This window comes from Streptomyces sp. RP5T (assembly GCF_003933965.1).
Classification (GTDB): domain Bacteria; phylum Actinomycetota; class Actinomycetes; order Streptomycetales; family Streptomycetaceae; genus Streptomyces.
The window spans coordinates 1-14,223 of sequence record NZ_RSAJ01000197.1 but is presented as its reverse complement, the minus strand read 5'-3'; the positions used below and the strand labels follow the sequence as shown (position 1 = coordinate 14,223).

Sequence of the window (14,223 nt, the reverse complement as noted above, 5' to 3'; positions counted from 1 at the left end):
CCCCTCGGCGTCGACCCCCACGGCCCACCCGGTGGGCGAGAGCACGGCACAGTCCAGAGCGGCCCGCAGCGAGTCGGTGCCGGCGACGAACGGCCGCCCGTACGGCAGCAGTCGAGCCGTGTCGACAGCACCCGCGACGAGCTCCCCCGGCTCGCTCCAGCCGAGGGGCCTGCCGTCCACGTCCGTGACGAGGAGGTAGGGGGCCGCGTCCGTGCCGCGGGAGGTGATCTGCTCGGCGGTGGCGTCGACCGCGACGACCGGGGTGGTGAGCAGCCGCAGTCCCGCCGAGGGGAAGAAGGAGAGCCGCCGGATGCCCCGGTCGGTGCCGAGGAAGTCCTCGACGAACGCGTCGGCGGGGCTGGAGAGCAGCTCGGCGGGCGGCGCGTACTGGGCGAGCTTGCCGCCGGTGCGCAGCACGGCGACCATCGTGCCGATCTTGACGGCCTCGTCGATGTCATGGGTGACGAAAACGATGGTCTTGCCCAACTCGTCCTGGATGCGCAGGAGTTCGTCCTGGAGTCCCTTGCGGACGATGGGGTCGACGGCGGAGAACGGCTCGTCCATGAGCAGCACCGGCGGGTCGGCGGCGAGCGCCCGCGCCACCCCGACGCGCTGCTGCTGACCACCGGACAGCTGGTAGGGGTACCGCTTGGCGAGCGACCCGTCGAGCCCGACCCGCTCCATCAGCTCCCGGGCCCGGGCCCGCGCCTTCTCCTTGCTCCAGCCCAGCAGGCGGGGCACGGTGGCGATGTTGTCGAGGATCGTGCGGTGCTGGAAGAGACCGGCGTTCTGGATGACGTAACCCATGGACCGGCGCAGGGTGTTGACCGGCTGCTGCCGGCTGTCCTTGCCGTCGATCAGGATGGTCCCCTCGCTGGGCTCGACCATCCTGTTGATCATGCGCAGGGTCGTCGTCTTGCCGCATCCCGAGGGGCCCACGAGGACCGTGATCGAGCGGTCGGGAATCTCCAACGAGAGCCGGTCGACCGCCACCGTGCCGTCCGGGTACCGCTTGGTGACTGAATCTATCCGTATCAAAGCGCCGAATACCCCTCGGGTCTGGCAGAAGTTGTCCGCATTCGGCCGGTCCAGCAGGCCGTCCGCAGAGTCTAGACGGCTTGTGCTGCGGGCATTCGAACGGCGCACCGAGCCCGGGTTCAGGCGGCCGCGGCAGCCGTGGGGAAGCCGGGTGTCCGCAGCGCCTGTCGCCGCGCGTCCACCGCGAACACCTCGCAACCGTCCAGGGACGCCGCCCAGTCGACGCCCTCGGGTCCGAGTGCGAAGGCCGCCGTGGCGACCGCGTCGGCCTCCGTGAGGGTCGGTGCCACGACCGTCAGGCTGAGCAGGCCCGTCGCCGGGCGGCCGGTGCGGGCGTCGAAGATGTGGTCGCCGCGCTCGTAGCGCGCGGAGGTGGCCACCGCGCCGTCGGTGAGCGAGAGCACTGTGCACAGCTTGTCGGCGTGCTCGGGGTGCCGTACGCCCACCCGCCAGGGGCCGCCGGCGGCGACCACGTCACCGCCGGCGTTGAGGACGAACCGGCTCGCGCCGGCCGCCCTGAGCAGCTCCGACGCACGCTGCACCGACCAGCCCTTGACCACCGCGCAGGGGTCGAGACGGCGGCCGGGCGGGCGTACGTCGAAGGCGCCGCCGGTGGCGACCCGGTAGTGCTCGCACAGGGCGAGGATCTCGCGCAGGTCCGCGCTCAGCGCGGCCGCGGACAGCTCGCCCCGGTCGTGGCGCGAGACCTCGCTGTCCTCCTTGAACGGGCTGAACCGGGCGTCGACTTCGCGCAGCCACGCGAAGACCGCGTCCGCCGCGGACTCGGGGACGTGCTCGTCGTCGACCCGGAGCGAGACCGGGAAGCCCATGACGTGTTCGACGCGGTGCATCGAGGAGATCAGCCCTTCGCGTCGATGGCGGCCTGGAGGGACTCCTTGTAGCCCCCACTGGTGATGGTCGCACCGGACACCGTGTCGATGTCCGCGCTCTGCGCCTGGAGCGTCTCCGCGACCAGCTTCGGCACGGCGGCCTCGGTCTGCGGGTGGTCCGGCTGCTGGAGCATCCGCACCGCGCTGATCCTGTCGCCCTCGAAGGTCACCTGGACCTGGACGGTGCCCTTCTCGGTGTCGACCGCGGTGCCGTCCACGGTCCTGGCCGCCTCCTCGGTGGCCGGCGCCGAGGCGGAGGCGGACGCCGTCCTCGCGTTGTCGTCGATCGCGGCCTGGAGGGACTTCTTGTAGGCCTCGCTGGTGATCGTGGCACCGGAGACGGTGTCGATGTCCGCGCTCTGCGCCTGGAGCGTCTCCGCGACCAGCTTCGGCACGGCGGCCTCGGTCTGCGGGTGGTCGGGCTGCTGGAGCAGCTTCACGGCGGTGATCTTCGTACCGGCGAAGGTCACCTGGAGCTGCACGGGGCCCTTCTCCGTGTCGATCGTCGTGGTCGTGACGACGTTCGTGCCGGACGTCCCGGCGGAGGAGGTCGTGGGTGCGGGGGTGGTGGCCTGGGCGGTGGAGGTGCCGGCCGAGGGCTGGTACAGCCACACGGGGACCAGGCCCGCGATGCTCAGGACGACGACGGGTATGGCTCGTTTCACGGTCAGTTCCTCATCCCGCCAGGCTGAAGCGTTCGAAGTGGATCTGCGGCCTGGGCACGTCCAGCTCGCGCAGGCTGCCCAGCACCGCGGTCATCATCGGGGGCGGTCCGCACAGGAAGACGTCCCGGTCGGCGATGTCGGGCACGAGCCGCGCCAGTTCGCCGGCCGCCAGCTTGTCGGGCACCGGCGGGCCGGTGACCAGGTGGAGTTCGGCGCCCTTGGCGAGCGCGAGCTCGCGCAGCTCGTCGTAGAGGACGGCGTCCCGGTCGGAGCCGACGCGGTAGATGACCACGGCGTGGCCCTGCACCTCCTCCAGGAGGGCCCGGATCGGGGTGACGCCGACGCCTCCCGCGATCAGGACGGACTCGGGGCGGGTGCGGTGCAGGGCGGTGAAGGCGCCGTAGGGGCCCTCGGCGAAGACGCGGGTGCCGACCTTGACGTGCCGCAGGGCGGCGCTGCCCTCGCCGGCGGCCTTGGCGGTCAGGCGCAGTGTCCTGCCGTCGGGGGCGGCGGACAGGGAGAAGGGGTTGGCCTGCCACCAGCGGTCGGCGGTCAGGAAGCGCCACAGGAAGAACTGGCCCGCGCGGGCGGGGAGTCGGTCGAGGTCCTTGCCGCTGATGTAGATCGAGACGACCTGGTCGCTCTCGGGGACGACGGCGGTGACCCGGAACTGGTGGCGCCAGTTGCGCCACAGCGGGAGCACCGCGCGGCCGAGGACCACCGAGCCGAGCGCGACGCCCCAGACGCCGTACCAGTAGGCGGTGGCGACGGGCGAGGAGGCGAAGGTGGTGCCCACGGCGACCTGGTGGGTGAAGGCGAGGACCACCGCGACATAGGTGTACAGGTGGATGAAGTGCCAGGTCTCGTAGGCCAGTCGGCGCCGGGCGTAGCGGGCGGAGACCGCGCCGACCACGAGGATCAGGAAGAACGCGACGACCGCGCGGAGCACTCCCTCGGTGGTCTCGGCGAGGTCGACGACCTCTCCGATCGGGCCCACGTCGGTGCCCTGGGCGTAGCCGAAGGCGATGAGGACGACGTGCGCGAGGAGCGTCCACAGGATGCCGAAGCCGGTCCAGCGGTGCCAGGAGGTCAGCCGGTCCATGCCGATACGGCGGTCGAGGAAAGGCAGCCGGGCCACCAGCACCAGCTGAAAGGCCATGATCAGCGCGGCGTACAGGCCGGTGAGGCGGCCGAGCACGATGAGCGCGTTGGAGGCGAACCCGGCCTGGGCGAAGAACCAGGCCACCACGGCCGCGTTGGCGGCCAGCACGGCGTGGAGCCCGGTGCGGGCCACCACCCTGGGGCGTTTGATCGCCGTGGGGGGCGCAGGGGGCGATTGGACGGTCGTCACGGGAGAAAGCTCCTTGATCGGTACCTGGGTTACCGAGCTTCCCCGGCGATAGCTGTCGATCAGCTGTCGTACAACTTTCAAGAGGTTATCGATGTGACCCCGGGGCCCACCCGGCGCCCGCTTTCCGGCCGCTGTGCAGCACTATGAGCGGGTGGAAAAAGTACGACTCCTCGTCGTGGACGACGACCCGCCGATCGCCGATCTCGTGGCGACGGTCGCCCGCTACGAGGGCTGGGAGGCGGTCACCGCCAACTCCGGCGAGGAGGCGCTGAGCCGTGCCGCCGAGTTCCGTCCCGACATCGTGGTGCTCGACCTGATGCTGCCCGACATCGACGGCTTCGGCGTCCTGGACCGGCTGCGGCGCTCGGGGACGATGGTGCCGGTGGTCTTCCTCACCGCGCGGGACGCGGTCGCCGACCGGGTGGCCGGGCTGACCCGGGGCGGCGACGACTACCTGGTCAAGCCGTTCGCCGTGGAGGAACTGATGGCCCGGCTGCGGACCGTGCTGCGGCGCAGCGCCGGGCCCGGCTTCCAGCGCTCGGTGCTCCGGGTCGCCGACCTCACGATGGACGAGGACACCCGTGAGGTGCGCCGTGGCGACAAGCTGCTCACGCTCACCCCGACCGAGTACGAGGTCCTCAGGTACCTGATGCGCAAGTCGCCGACCGTGCTCACCAAGGCGCAGATCCTCGACCACGTGTGGGAGTACGGCTTCGGCGGCCGCTCCAACGTCGTCGAGCTGGTCGTCAGCAGGCTGCGCCGCAAGCTGGACGAACCCGACGACGGCAGGGCACCGCTGATCCACACCGTGCGCGGCTTCGGGTACGTCATCCGGCAGGCGCCCGAATGATGCGGCGGGTGCGGTCGGCGTACCGGCGGATGCGGCTCGGTACCCGGCTGGCACTGGGGCTCGGGGCGCTGGCCCTGGTGGTGTTCGCGGTCGTGGGCACCGCGCTGACCACGTACATGCGGGACTACCTGTCGGCCCAGCTCGACACCCAGCTCGCCCAGGCCCAGATCGCCCAGTCCAAGAGCATCGCGGACTACGGCACGCTCACCGGCAAGAAGTACTACAGCTGGTTCTACGCCGTGTACGACGTCTCCGACGGCACCCCCGTGCTGCGCAAGCCCGAGGACCCCGCCGACCTGCCCGAGGACGTGGCCGACTTCACCGCCCTGGCCGGCGCGCAGAGCGCCGCGCACACCGAACTGCTGCGCACCGAGCACCTGCAGGGGGCCGGCGACTACCGGCTGCGCGCCTGCGAGGTCGAGCCGGGCGTGGTCCTGGTCAGCGCGGCGCCGCTGCACGACATCGACGACACCGTGCGGCGGCTGATCACCGTGCAGGTGATCGCGTTCGGGCTGGCCCTGCTGGCGCTCGTGGTGGTCGGCCGCAGACTGCTGCGGCGTGGGCTCAAGCCGCTGAGCGACATGGCGTCCACCGCGCACGGCATCGCCTCCCACGACCTGTCCGAGACGGCCGCCCGGCTGCCGCTGCGCGCCGACAAGCGGGGCGGCGGCCCGGAGGTCGAGGAACTGCGGACGGCGTTCAACACCATGCTGGAGCACATCGACGACTCGCTCGCGGTCCGCGCGGAGGCCGAGCAGCGGCTGCGCCGGTTCGTCGCGGACGCCTCGCACGAGCTGCGCACCCCCCTGATGTCGGTCCGGGGCTACGCGGACCTCTTCCAGTACGCCGCCGCGAACGCCCCCGAGGAGCGGGACAGGCACCTGGCCCGGCTGCGGGCCGAGGCCGCCCGCATGGGCTTCCTGCTGGACGACCTGCTGCTGCTCGCCCGGCTGGACGCGGCGGAGGTGGAGACCCCGCTGCGGCCCGTGGAGGTGGATCTGGTGGAGCTGGTGGAGCACGCGGCCGACGCGTTCCGCGCGAGCCACCCGGACCATCCGCTCTCCTTCGAGGAGGGCCCGCGGGCACTGAAGCTGCGCCTCGACCCGCAGCGGGTGCGCCAGGTCCTCGACAACCTCCTCACCAACGCGGCCGTGCACACCCCGGCGGGCACCCGGGTGTCGGTCGGGGTGCGGGTGCGGGACGGGCACGCGCAGGTGCGGATCGCGGACACCGGCCCCGGCATCCCGGCCGCCGACCGGGAGCGGGTCTTCGACCGCTTCTACCGTGTCGACAAGGCCCGCAGCCGGGACCGGGGCGGCAGCGGACTGGGGCTCGCGGTGGCGCGCTCCCTGGTCGGGGCGCACGGCGGCACGATCGAGCTGACCGGCGAGCCGGGTGCGACGGTGTTCACGGTGTCGCTGCCGCTGAGTCTTACGAAGCCGTGACGTGAGGGCGCGGCCCGGCCGTCCGGGCCGGTCCCGGCCCTAGCGTGAGGGCATGCGTGTACTGGTCACCGGCGGTGCCGGTTTCATCGGGTCCCAGATCGTCGAGGCGCTCGTGGCGGGCGGCCACGAGCCCCTGGTGTACGACGTCCGCACCGACCCGGCGTCCGACGTACGGGACGCCGACGCCGTGCGCCGCGCCCTGAGCGGGGTGGACGCGGTGTGCCACCAGGCGGCCATGGTCGGCCTCGGCGTGGACTTCGCCGACGCCCCCCGGTACGTCTCCCACAACGACCTCGGTACGGCGGTCCTGCTCGCCGCCATGGCCGACCTGGGCGTACGGCGGCTGGTGCTGGCCGGTTCCATGGTCGTGTACGGCGAGGGCCGCTACACCTGCCCCCGGCACGGGACCGTGCGACCGGGCCCGCGTGCCGTGGCCGACCTGGACGCGGGGCGCTTCGAGCCGCCCTGCCCGAGCTGCGGCGCGGACCTCGCCCCGGGACTGGTCGGCGAGGACGCCCCGGTCGACCCGCGCAACGTGTACGCGACGACCAAGCTCGCCCAGGAACACCTCGCCGCGTCCTGGGCGCGGGCCACGGACGGCTCGGCGGTGGCCCTGCGCTACCACAACGTGTACGGGCCGGGCATGCCCCGCGACACCCCCTACGCCGGCGTCGCCTCCTTCTTCCGCTCGGCGCTCGCGCGCGGACAGGCCCCGCGGGTCTTCGAGGACGGCGGTCAGCGCCGGGACTTCGTGCACGTGCGGGACGTGGCCGCGGCCAACGTGGCGGCGCTGGAGGCGGGTTCGGCGGACGGCGCGCTCACGTCGTACAACACCGGGAGCGGTGAGCCGCACACGGTGGGCGAGATGGCCCGCGCGCTCGCCGCGGCGTACGGCGGTCCCGAACCGGTGGTCACCGGCGAGTACCGCCTCGGGGACGTACGGCACATCACGGCGGACTCGGCGCGGCTGCGGGCGGAGCTGGGCTGGAAGGCGGAGGTGCCGTTCGCCGAGGGGATGCGGGAGTTCGCGGGCGCCGGGATGCGGGGCGCGTAGGGCGTGTTGCGAAAGTCCCGCCTGCCTCGCGACGCCATGCACGCGCCCCCATCCTCGAACCTGCTGCGCAGGGCTCGGACGGGGGGACCCCCTTCGCCGCACCGGGCGAAAGCCCAAGTACATCCAGTACGAGGGCTTCCGCCCGGCACGCCGAGAGCACGCACCTGACGCCGCGAGGCCCGCCCTTCGGGCGAACGACGGGACTTTCGCAACACGCCCTGGCCCGCCGTGGACCGGTGGTGCCGCCCGTGAAAGAAAGCGGCCGCGGGCGGCACCACCATTTTCCCGGCGACGGGGGCGGCCTTCAGGAAGCCGCCGACGGCAGTACCACCTCGAAGCGGCAGCCGCCCGGCACATTGCGTACGGTGGCCCGCCCCGCGTGGGCCTCCACGATGCCGCGGACGATCGCGAGGCCGAGTCCCGCCCCGGCCGGCGGTGTCCGGGCGTGGGTGCCGCGCCAGCCGGTGTCGAAGACGCGGGGCAGGTCCTCGTCGGGGATGCCGCCGCAGCCGTCCGTGACGGACAGGACGACTCCCTCGGCGCGGTGTTCGGCGGCCACCGCGACCGTGCCGTCGGCGGGGGTGCGGCGGATGGCGTTGACGAGGAGGTTGCCGAGGACACGGCTCATCTCCTTGCCGTCCACCTCGACCGGCACGGCCGCCACCCGGTGGCCGACCAGCCGCACGCCGTGCTCCCGGGCCAGCGGGTCGGCGCCCGCCAGCGCGTCCGAGACGAGGTCGTACAGGGAGATCCGGCTCGGGCTGAGCGCCAGCGTCCCGGCGTGGATGCGGGAGAGCTCGAAGAGGTCGCCGACCATGTCGTTGAGGCGTTCCACCTCGGTGCGGATCTGGCGCAGATAGCGGGCGGGGTCGGCGGCGACGCCGTCCTCCAGGGCCTCGGACATCGCACGCAGCCCGGCGAGCGGGGTGCGCAGGTCGTGGGAGATCCAGGCGACGAGTTCGCGCCGGGAGGACTCCAGGGCCCGCTCCCGCTCCCTGGACTCGGCGAGTTTGGCGCTGGTGGCCTCCAACTCCCTGCTGAGGATGTCGAGTTCGGCGGTGGTGGGACCGCCGGGCGAGGTGAAGTCGCCGCCGTCGCCGAAGGAGCGGGCGGCGAGCGCGAGGGCCCGGCTGCGGGCGGCGACCCAGCGGCCGAGCAGCAGGGCGGTGGCCAGCGAGACCACGGCGGCCATCAGGACGACGGTGGTGACGACCCGCAGGTCGTGCCCGGACAGGAACATCGCCTGGGCGACCGCGAGGGTGCCGGCCAGCATCGCGGTGACCCCGACCGCGGCGACCACGGTCAGGTGCAGGGACAGTGAGCGGCGCCGGACGAGCAGCAGCACCCAGGCGCCGAGGAGTCCGGCGGCGACGGCGCCGAGGAAGGCGTAGAGGGCGATGAGGAGGGTGTCGCGCACGGGTCACACCTCCGTCGGTGCGCCGTCGGGGTCCGGCGAGCCGTCGAAGCGGTAGCCGACACCCCACACGGTCTGGATCAGGCGGGGCCTGGCCGGATCGTCCTCGACCTTGCCGCGGAGCCGGCGCACATGGACGGTGACGGTCGACAGGTCACCGAAGTCCCAGCCCCACACCTCGCGCATCAGGTCCTCACGGCTGAAGACCCGGCCGGGGTGCCGCAGGAAGAAGGCCAGGAGGTCGAACTCCCGGATGGTGAGCGCGAGTTCGGTGCCGTCCTTGAGAGCGCGGCGGGCCGCCGGGTCCAGCGAGAGACCCGCGCCGCCCAGGTGCCCGGACTGCGGGGCGGGCCGGGAGCGGCGCAGCACGGACTCGACGCGCAGGACCAGTTCGCGGGGGCTGAAGGGCTTGGTGACGTAGTCGTCGGCGCCGACCTCCAGGCCCAGGATGCGGTCGTCCTCGTCGCCGCGGGCGGTGAGCATGATGACCGGGACGGGCCCGCTCCCCCGCATCCGGCGGCACACCTCCAGGCCGTCCATGCCGGGCAGCATCAGGTCCAGGACGACGAGGTCCGGGCGGTGCGCGGCGGCGCGGGCGAGGGCGTCGGGGCCGTCGGCGGCCCGGTCCACGAGGTATCCGGCCCGGTCCAGGTAGCCGGAGACCACCTCGGCCACGGTGGGGTCGTCGTCGACGACGAGGACCCGGCGCCGGGTCTGTGCGTACTGCTGCTGCTCCATGCCGCCAGCCTCGCACCGCGCGCGCGGTTGTGTCGCGGGCGGCGGCCGACGTCCTTGTTTCGTAAGGAGCGAGAGTCTGATTTGTCCGGTTCATGCTCGTAGGGTGAACGTCGTGACGACCCCTTCAGTAGACGAACAAGCGGCGTCCGTGGACGTCGTGCTGCCCTGCCTGGACGAGGCCGGGGCCCTGCCGTGGGTGCTGGAACGCATCCCGCCCGGCTGGCGCGCGCTCGTCGTGGACAACGGCTCCTCGGACGGCTCGGCCGACATCGCCCGGGCGCACGGCGCGACCGTCGTGCGCGAGGAACGGCGCGGTTTCGGCGCCGCGTGCCATGCGGGGCTGACCGCGGCCACGGCCGACATCGTGTGCTTCTGCGACTGCGACGCCTCGCTGGACCCCTCGGACCTGGTGCCGTTCGTGGCCGAGGTGCGGGCCGGTGCCGCGGACCTGGTGCTCGGCCGGCGCCGCCCGCAGGCCCGCGGCGCCTGGCCGCCACACGCCCGGGCGGGCAACCTCGCGCTCGCCCGGCTGCTGCGCCGCCGCACCGGTCTGCGGCTGCGCGACCTGGGGCCGCTGCGGGCCGCCCGGCGCGAGCCGCTGCTCGCCCTCGGCCTCACGGACCGGCGCAGCGGCTACCCCCTGCAGATGGTGGTGCGGGCGGCCGACGCGGGCTGGCGGATCGCCGAGCACGACGTGCCCTACCGGCCGCGCACCGGCGCCTCCAAGGTGACGGGCACCTGGCGGGGCACATGGCAGGCGGTGCGGGACATGAGCCAGGTCCTGGGCGAGTCCGGGACGGGGGTGCGGGCGTGACCACGCTGCTCGTCATCGCCAAGGAGCCCCGGCCGGGGCGGGTGAAGACCCGGCTGACCCCGCCGTTCACACCCGCGGAGGCGGCCGCGCTGGCCGAGGCGTCCCTCGCGGACACCCTCGACGTGGTGGCCCGCACCCCGGCCCGGCGCCGGGTCCTGGTCCTGGAGGGCACGCCCGGCCCCTGGCTGCCCCCCGGTTTCGAGGTCGTACGGCAGTGCGCGGGCGGCCTCGACGAGCGGCTGGCCACGGCCTTCGCGGGCTGCGACGGACCGGCCCTGCTCATCGGCATGGACACGCCCCAGGTGACGCCGGAGCTGCTCACGGTGGACTTCGCCGACTGCGAGGCGTACTTCGGGCCCGCCGAGGACGGCGGCTTCTGGGCGCTGGGCCTGGCCGAACCGGACCCGTCCCTGCTGCGCGGGGTACCCATGTCGACCCCCGGCACCGGCGCGGCCCAGCGCGCCCGGCTCACCGGCCTGCGGGTGCGGGACCTGCCCCCGCTGCGGGACGTGGACACCGCGTCCGACGCGGAACAGGTCGCCAGGGCGGCCCCGCACGGACGGTTCGCGGCGGAACTGGCCCGGCTCGCGGGAGTGCCGCGGTGAGCGGCCTGCGCGTCGGCACCGCGCCCCGTCCCACGGCGGCCGGGGCACCCGGGCACCCGGACGGCGAGCCCCCGACGGGGCCGGGGACGGACGGGAGCGGGACGGACGGCGCAGGGCACCGGCCGGACGACGGCGCAGGATATCGGCCGGACGACGGCGCGGTGATCGCGGCCGAGGCGGCCGGGCCTGGACCCGGCGGGGGCCCTGGCAACCTCCACCCTCAGGCGAACGGCCCTCGACACGACAGGGACCCCGGCAACCCGCACCCCCCGACGGACGGGCCCGCACCCGGCAGGGATTCCGGCCGGCTGCGTTCCCGGGCGGACGGGATCGGACGCCGGCGGGACGGCGGCCCGCCCCTCCACGAGCCCGGCCCCCAGCCGGGGCCCGGCGCGGCTGCCGGCCTGCGGTCGGTGCTGCCGGGCGGCGGTGCCCGGGCGTACCAGGCCCCGGTGGGCGACGCCCGCGAGGGTGGCACGGCGTCGGTGGACGGCACCTGGTCCGCCGACCCCTATGCGCGGGCCCTGCGCACCGGCCGGGGGCCCCTCTTCCTGCGCCGGGCCGACGGATGGCTGCTCCCGCTCGAACTGGAGCGCTGGTGCGCGGCCGCGGACGCCGCGGACCTGGAGGTGCTGCGGCGTTGCGAGGGCGCGGTGCTGGACGTCGGGTGCGGTCCGGGCCGACTGGTCGCCGCGCTCGGGGCCCGCGGCCGGCGGGTGCTCGGCATCGACGTGAGCGACGCGGCGGTCGCGCGGACCGTCGCGCTCGGCGGGCAGGCCCTGCGGCGGTCCGTCTTCGAGTCCCTGCCCGGCGAGGGCCGTTGGGGCACCGCACTGCTGATCGACGGCAACATCGGCATCGGCGGCGATCCCACCGCCCTGCTCACCCGGACCCGGCAACTCCTCGCGCCGGGAGGCCTGTTGATCGCCGAGACGGTCACCGACCCGGACCTCGACGAGCGGGTCAGGGTGCATGTCACCGACGCTCGCGGCGCGGTCGGCGATCCGTTCCCGTGGGCCCGGCTCGGCACCCCGGCCCTGCTGCGGTACGCGGACCGCGCCGACTGGACGCGGGTGGATCAGTGGACGGCCGGCGGCCGTTCCTTCGTCGCGCTGCGCCGCCGTACGACGAAGAGCACCGCGGAGGCGCCGAAGAGCACGGCCGTCACCAGCAGCCAGCGGGCCAGGAAGCCGTCCGGGGACAGGCCGGTCGCCGAGGCGTAGCGGTCCGCGACCTGACCGGTGATCAGCGGGAACCACACGAGCAGGAGCAGCAGGGAGAAGGCGGCGGGCACCCGGACGTACATCACGTGCCGGCCCGCCGTCCTCACCAGCGCCCGGTCCGCCGCCGCGTACAGCGGCAGCAGCACCAGGTCGTGCAGCACGGCCGCTCCCACGAACCACAGCGCGATCCCGAACAGGTCCCCCGCGAGCAGCTCCACCCCCGCATATCCGGCGAGGGCGAACGAGCAGACGAGCAGGAGGAGTTGGAGGGGACTGCCGAGAGGGATCCGCATCACAGGTCTCCGAAGGTCAGTCGCGACACCCACTTGGTGTTGAGCACACCGGGTGCCGCGGGCACGATGATCCGGGCCGGGTGGCCGTGGTCGGGGGTCAGGTCCTCACCGTTGACGAACAGGGCGAGCAGGGAGCGCGGGTCGGCGACCTGGTTGGCGCGCAGGGCGGCCCGCCGGAAGGCCCCGTGGCGTTGCAGCGACTCGACGAAGACGTCCGGCGGTTCGTTCTCGTAGCCGACGAGCGCCGCGAGGTCCCGCAGCCGCACCCCGCGCCACCACTGGTCGGAGGTGGACCAGCCCTCCACACAGGCGATGGGCAACGCCGAGCTGTGCAGCGGGAGCCGGAGCAGGTCGGCGCGGCTGAGGCGGACGGTACGGCCCGCACGCCCGACGACGACCAGCCGCCAGGCCTCCTCGCCCGTCTCCGCCGCGTCGATCCCGGCGTACGCGGCGGTCTTGTTGATCTGGAAGCCGCCCGGCCCGGAATCCGGCTCACCGCCGCCGTGCGGGGCCAGCAGGGCGGTGCGGCGCAGGACGCCGTCGAAGCTGCGCCCTGCCGTGGTGAGGAACAGCAGCAGCGAGCCGCCCCCGACGAACCACAGCGCCCCCCGCCGGGACACGGTCGGCTCGGCGGGGTCCGGTGCCACCAACTCGCTTCTCTCCTCCCTGAGCCGACGCAGGTTGCGGAGCGCGAGCGGCGTCTTCAGCACGGCATGGGCGAGGAACGCGGCGAAGAACACCCACGCCCCGTAGAAGTGCAGCGGATAGAAGGAGCCCGGGAAGACGTAGTCGAGCTGGACGTTGAGCACCCCGGTCACGAACTCGAACAGGGCGCCGCCGACCAGCAGAAGCAGCGAGATCCGCTCCAGGGCGTGGGCGAGGGAGCGCGCGGGCGGCAGCGTGAACAGTTTCGGCGCCACCGACCACAGCTTGGCCAGCAGCACCGGGATCAGGGTGACGCCGAGGGTGACGTGGACCCCCTGGTTCAGGCGGTAGAGCCAGTGCGGGTCGGTCGGCCAGGAGAAGAGGTAGAAGCCGAGGATCCCCTTGCCCGGGGTCTTGTCGTTCACCGGCGACAGGTCCGGGTTGTAGGCCGCGTACGACAGCAGCCCCGTCACGAACAGCAGCGTGATGCCGCCGAGGAGGACGAGCCCGAGGACCGAGGTGAGCCAGGGGCCGCGCAGCGGACTGCGCCAGAAGGAGGGTGCGAAGGGAGACCTTGCCATGCCCCGACGGTAGGTCCGCGGCACCCCGGAAACGGGTCCGCGAACCATGACGAAAGTCTGACGTCGTCGCATGTCAGCCGTCCGGAGGCGGTTACGCGCCCTAGCGTCGTCCGGGTGAACCGGGACCTCCTTCGTGACCTGTACGCGGCCCTGTGCGCCGCGCTCCTCGTGCTGACCGCCGTCCTGGTCGGCCGGGCGATCCAGCACCGGGACGGCTCGCTCCGGGTCGACTGGCCGCCCCTGCTGGCCAGTTGGGATCCGCATGTCGGCCCCGGCACCCCGGCCGCGGTGCTCGTCGCGGCCGGCGTGGTGGCGTACGGCCCCTCGCTCGCCGCACGCCTGGCCTGGCGTCCGCTGCTGCTCGCCGTCTGGGGCGCGGGCATGGCCTGGACGTGGTCCCTGGCCCTCGTGGACGGCTGGCAGCGGGGCGTCGCCGGGCAGCTCACCAGCAGGAACGAGTACCTCCGGGCCGTCGGCAGCTTCCACGACATCCCGGCCGCCCTGCGGGACTTCACGGGACACATCCTGATCGACGCGCCGGACAACTGGGGCGCCCATGTCGCCGGCCATCCCCCGGGCGCCACCCTCACCTTCGTCCTGCTCGACCGGATCGGGCT

General features: G+C 73.7%; 13 protein-coding genes and 1 pseudogene. 7 read left to right on the top strand and 7 right to left on the bottom strand.

What is annotated here, in order from left to right; genetic code table 11:
- From EHS43_RS21225 to EHS43_RS21210, 4 genes are all read right to left on the bottom strand, one after another.
- Nucleotides 1-1,038: ABC transporter ATP-binding protein (locus EHS43_RS21225; protein WP_148104068.1), on the bottom strand; the 1,038-nt coding region annotated here is incomplete at its 3' end.
- A 119-nt stretch (nt 1,039-1,157) separates the two neighbouring features.
- The gene (locus EHS43_RS21220; protein ID WP_125192348.1) at nt 1,158-1,889 is read right to left on the bottom strand and encodes an FAD:protein FMN transferase; all 732 of its coding nucleotides are present in this window, start codon (nt 1,887-1,889) and stop codon (nt 1,158-1,160) included.
- A gap of 8 nt (nt 1,890-1,897) precedes the next feature.
- Nucleotides 1,898-2,593, bottom strand: coding sequence for an FMN-binding protein (locus tag EHS43_RS21215; RefSeq protein WP_125192347.1), 696 nt, complete (start codon nt 2,591-2,593; stop codon nt 1,898-1,900).
- 10 nt (nt 2,594-2,603) lie between these two features.
- Nucleotides 2,604-3,944, bottom strand: coding sequence for a ferric reductase-like transmembrane domain-containing protein (locus EHS43_RS21210; protein WP_125192346.1), 1,341 nt, complete (start codon nt 3,942-3,944; stop codon nt 2,604-2,606).
- Between the two features lie 175 nt (nt 3,945-4,119).
- Here EHS43_RS21210 and EHS43_RS21205 point away from each other — a divergent pair, with 175 nt between their 5' ends.
- From EHS43_RS21205 to EHS43_RS21195, 3 genes are read left to right on the top strand one after another with little or no spacing between them, the layout of a single operon-like run.
- Entirely contained in the window at nt 4,120-4,794 is a 675-nt protein-coding gene (locus EHS43_RS21205) for a response regulator transcription factor (RefSeq protein WP_125192351.1), read from the top strand.
- Nucleotides 4,791-6,239, top strand: coding sequence for a cell wall metabolism sensor histidine kinase WalK (locus EHS43_RS21200; protein ID WP_125192345.1), 1,449 nt, complete (start codon nt 4,791-4,793; stop codon nt 6,237-6,239). Before EHS43_RS21205 ends, EHS43_RS21200 begins: the two co-directional genes overlap by 4 nt.
- A gap of 52 nt (nt 6,240-6,291) precedes the next feature.
- Nucleotides 6,292-7,293 (top strand): NAD(P)-dependent oxidoreductase, encoded by a 1,002-nt coding sequence (locus tag EHS43_RS21195; protein ID WP_125192344.1) that lies wholly within the window; start codon nt 6,292-6,294, stop codon nt 7,291-7,293.
- A gap of 304 nt (nt 7,294-7,597) precedes the next feature.
- On the opposite strand, the gene EHS43_RS21190 is transcribed toward EHS43_RS21195, so the two are convergent.
- Both EHS43_RS21190 and EHS43_RS21185 read right to left on the bottom strand, forming a co-directional pair.
- On the bottom strand, nt 7,598-8,710 hold the full coding sequence (locus EHS43_RS21190) for a sensor histidine kinase KdpD (protein ID WP_125192343.1): 1,113 nt from the start codon (nt 8,708-8,710) through the stop codon (nt 7,598-7,600).
- Between the two features lie 3 nt (nt 8,711-8,713).
- Nucleotides 8,714-9,445: a response regulator transcription factor gene (locus EHS43_RS21185; RefSeq protein WP_125192342.1), complete on the bottom strand. Its 732-nt coding sequence runs from the start codon at nt 9,443-9,445 to the stop codon at nt 8,714-8,716.
- Nucleotides 9,446-9,548: 103 nt separating this feature from the next.
- Here EHS43_RS21185 and EHS43_RS21180 point away from each other — a divergent pair, with 103 nt between their 5' ends.
- The 3 genes from EHS43_RS21180 to EHS43_RS21170 all read left to right on the top strand — a co-directional run bounded on the left by EHS43_RS21180 (nt 9,549) and on the right by EHS43_RS21170 (nt 12,087).
- Entirely contained in the window at nt 9,549-10,259 is a 711-nt protein-coding gene (locus EHS43_RS21180) for a glycosyltransferase family 2 protein (protein ID WP_185806343.1), read from the top strand.
- Nucleotides 10,256-10,864 (top strand): DUF2064 domain-containing protein, encoded by a 609-nt coding sequence (locus EHS43_RS21175; protein WP_125192341.1) that lies wholly within the window; start codon nt 10,256-10,258, stop codon nt 10,862-10,864. Before EHS43_RS21180 ends, EHS43_RS21175 begins: the two co-directional genes overlap by 4 nt.
- A 452-nt stretch (nt 10,865-11,316) precedes the next feature.
- Nucleotides 11,317-12,087 (top strand): bifunctional 2-polyprenyl-6-hydroxyphenol methylase/3-demethylubiquinol 3-O-methyltransferase UbiG, encoded by a 771-nt coding sequence (locus EHS43_RS21170; RefSeq protein ID WP_125192349.1) that lies wholly within the window; start codon nt 11,317-11,319, stop codon nt 12,085-12,087.
- A gap of 292 nt (nt 12,088-12,379) precedes the next feature.
- Here EHS43_RS21170 and EHS43_RS21160 read toward each other — a convergent pair whose 3' ends face one another.
- Nucleotides 12,380-13,606, bottom strand: a complete 1,227-nt coding sequence (locus tag EHS43_RS21160; protein ID WP_125192339.1) for a molybdopterin-dependent oxidoreductase — start codon at nt 13,604-13,606, stop codon at nt 12,380-12,382.
- Nucleotides 13,607-13,720: 114 nt separating this feature from the next.
- Here EHS43_RS21160 and EHS43_RS21155 point away from each other — a divergent pair.
- Nucleotides 13,721-14,223 (top strand): annotated as a pseudogene (locus EHS43_RS21155) (hypothetical protein); the annotation flags it as partial.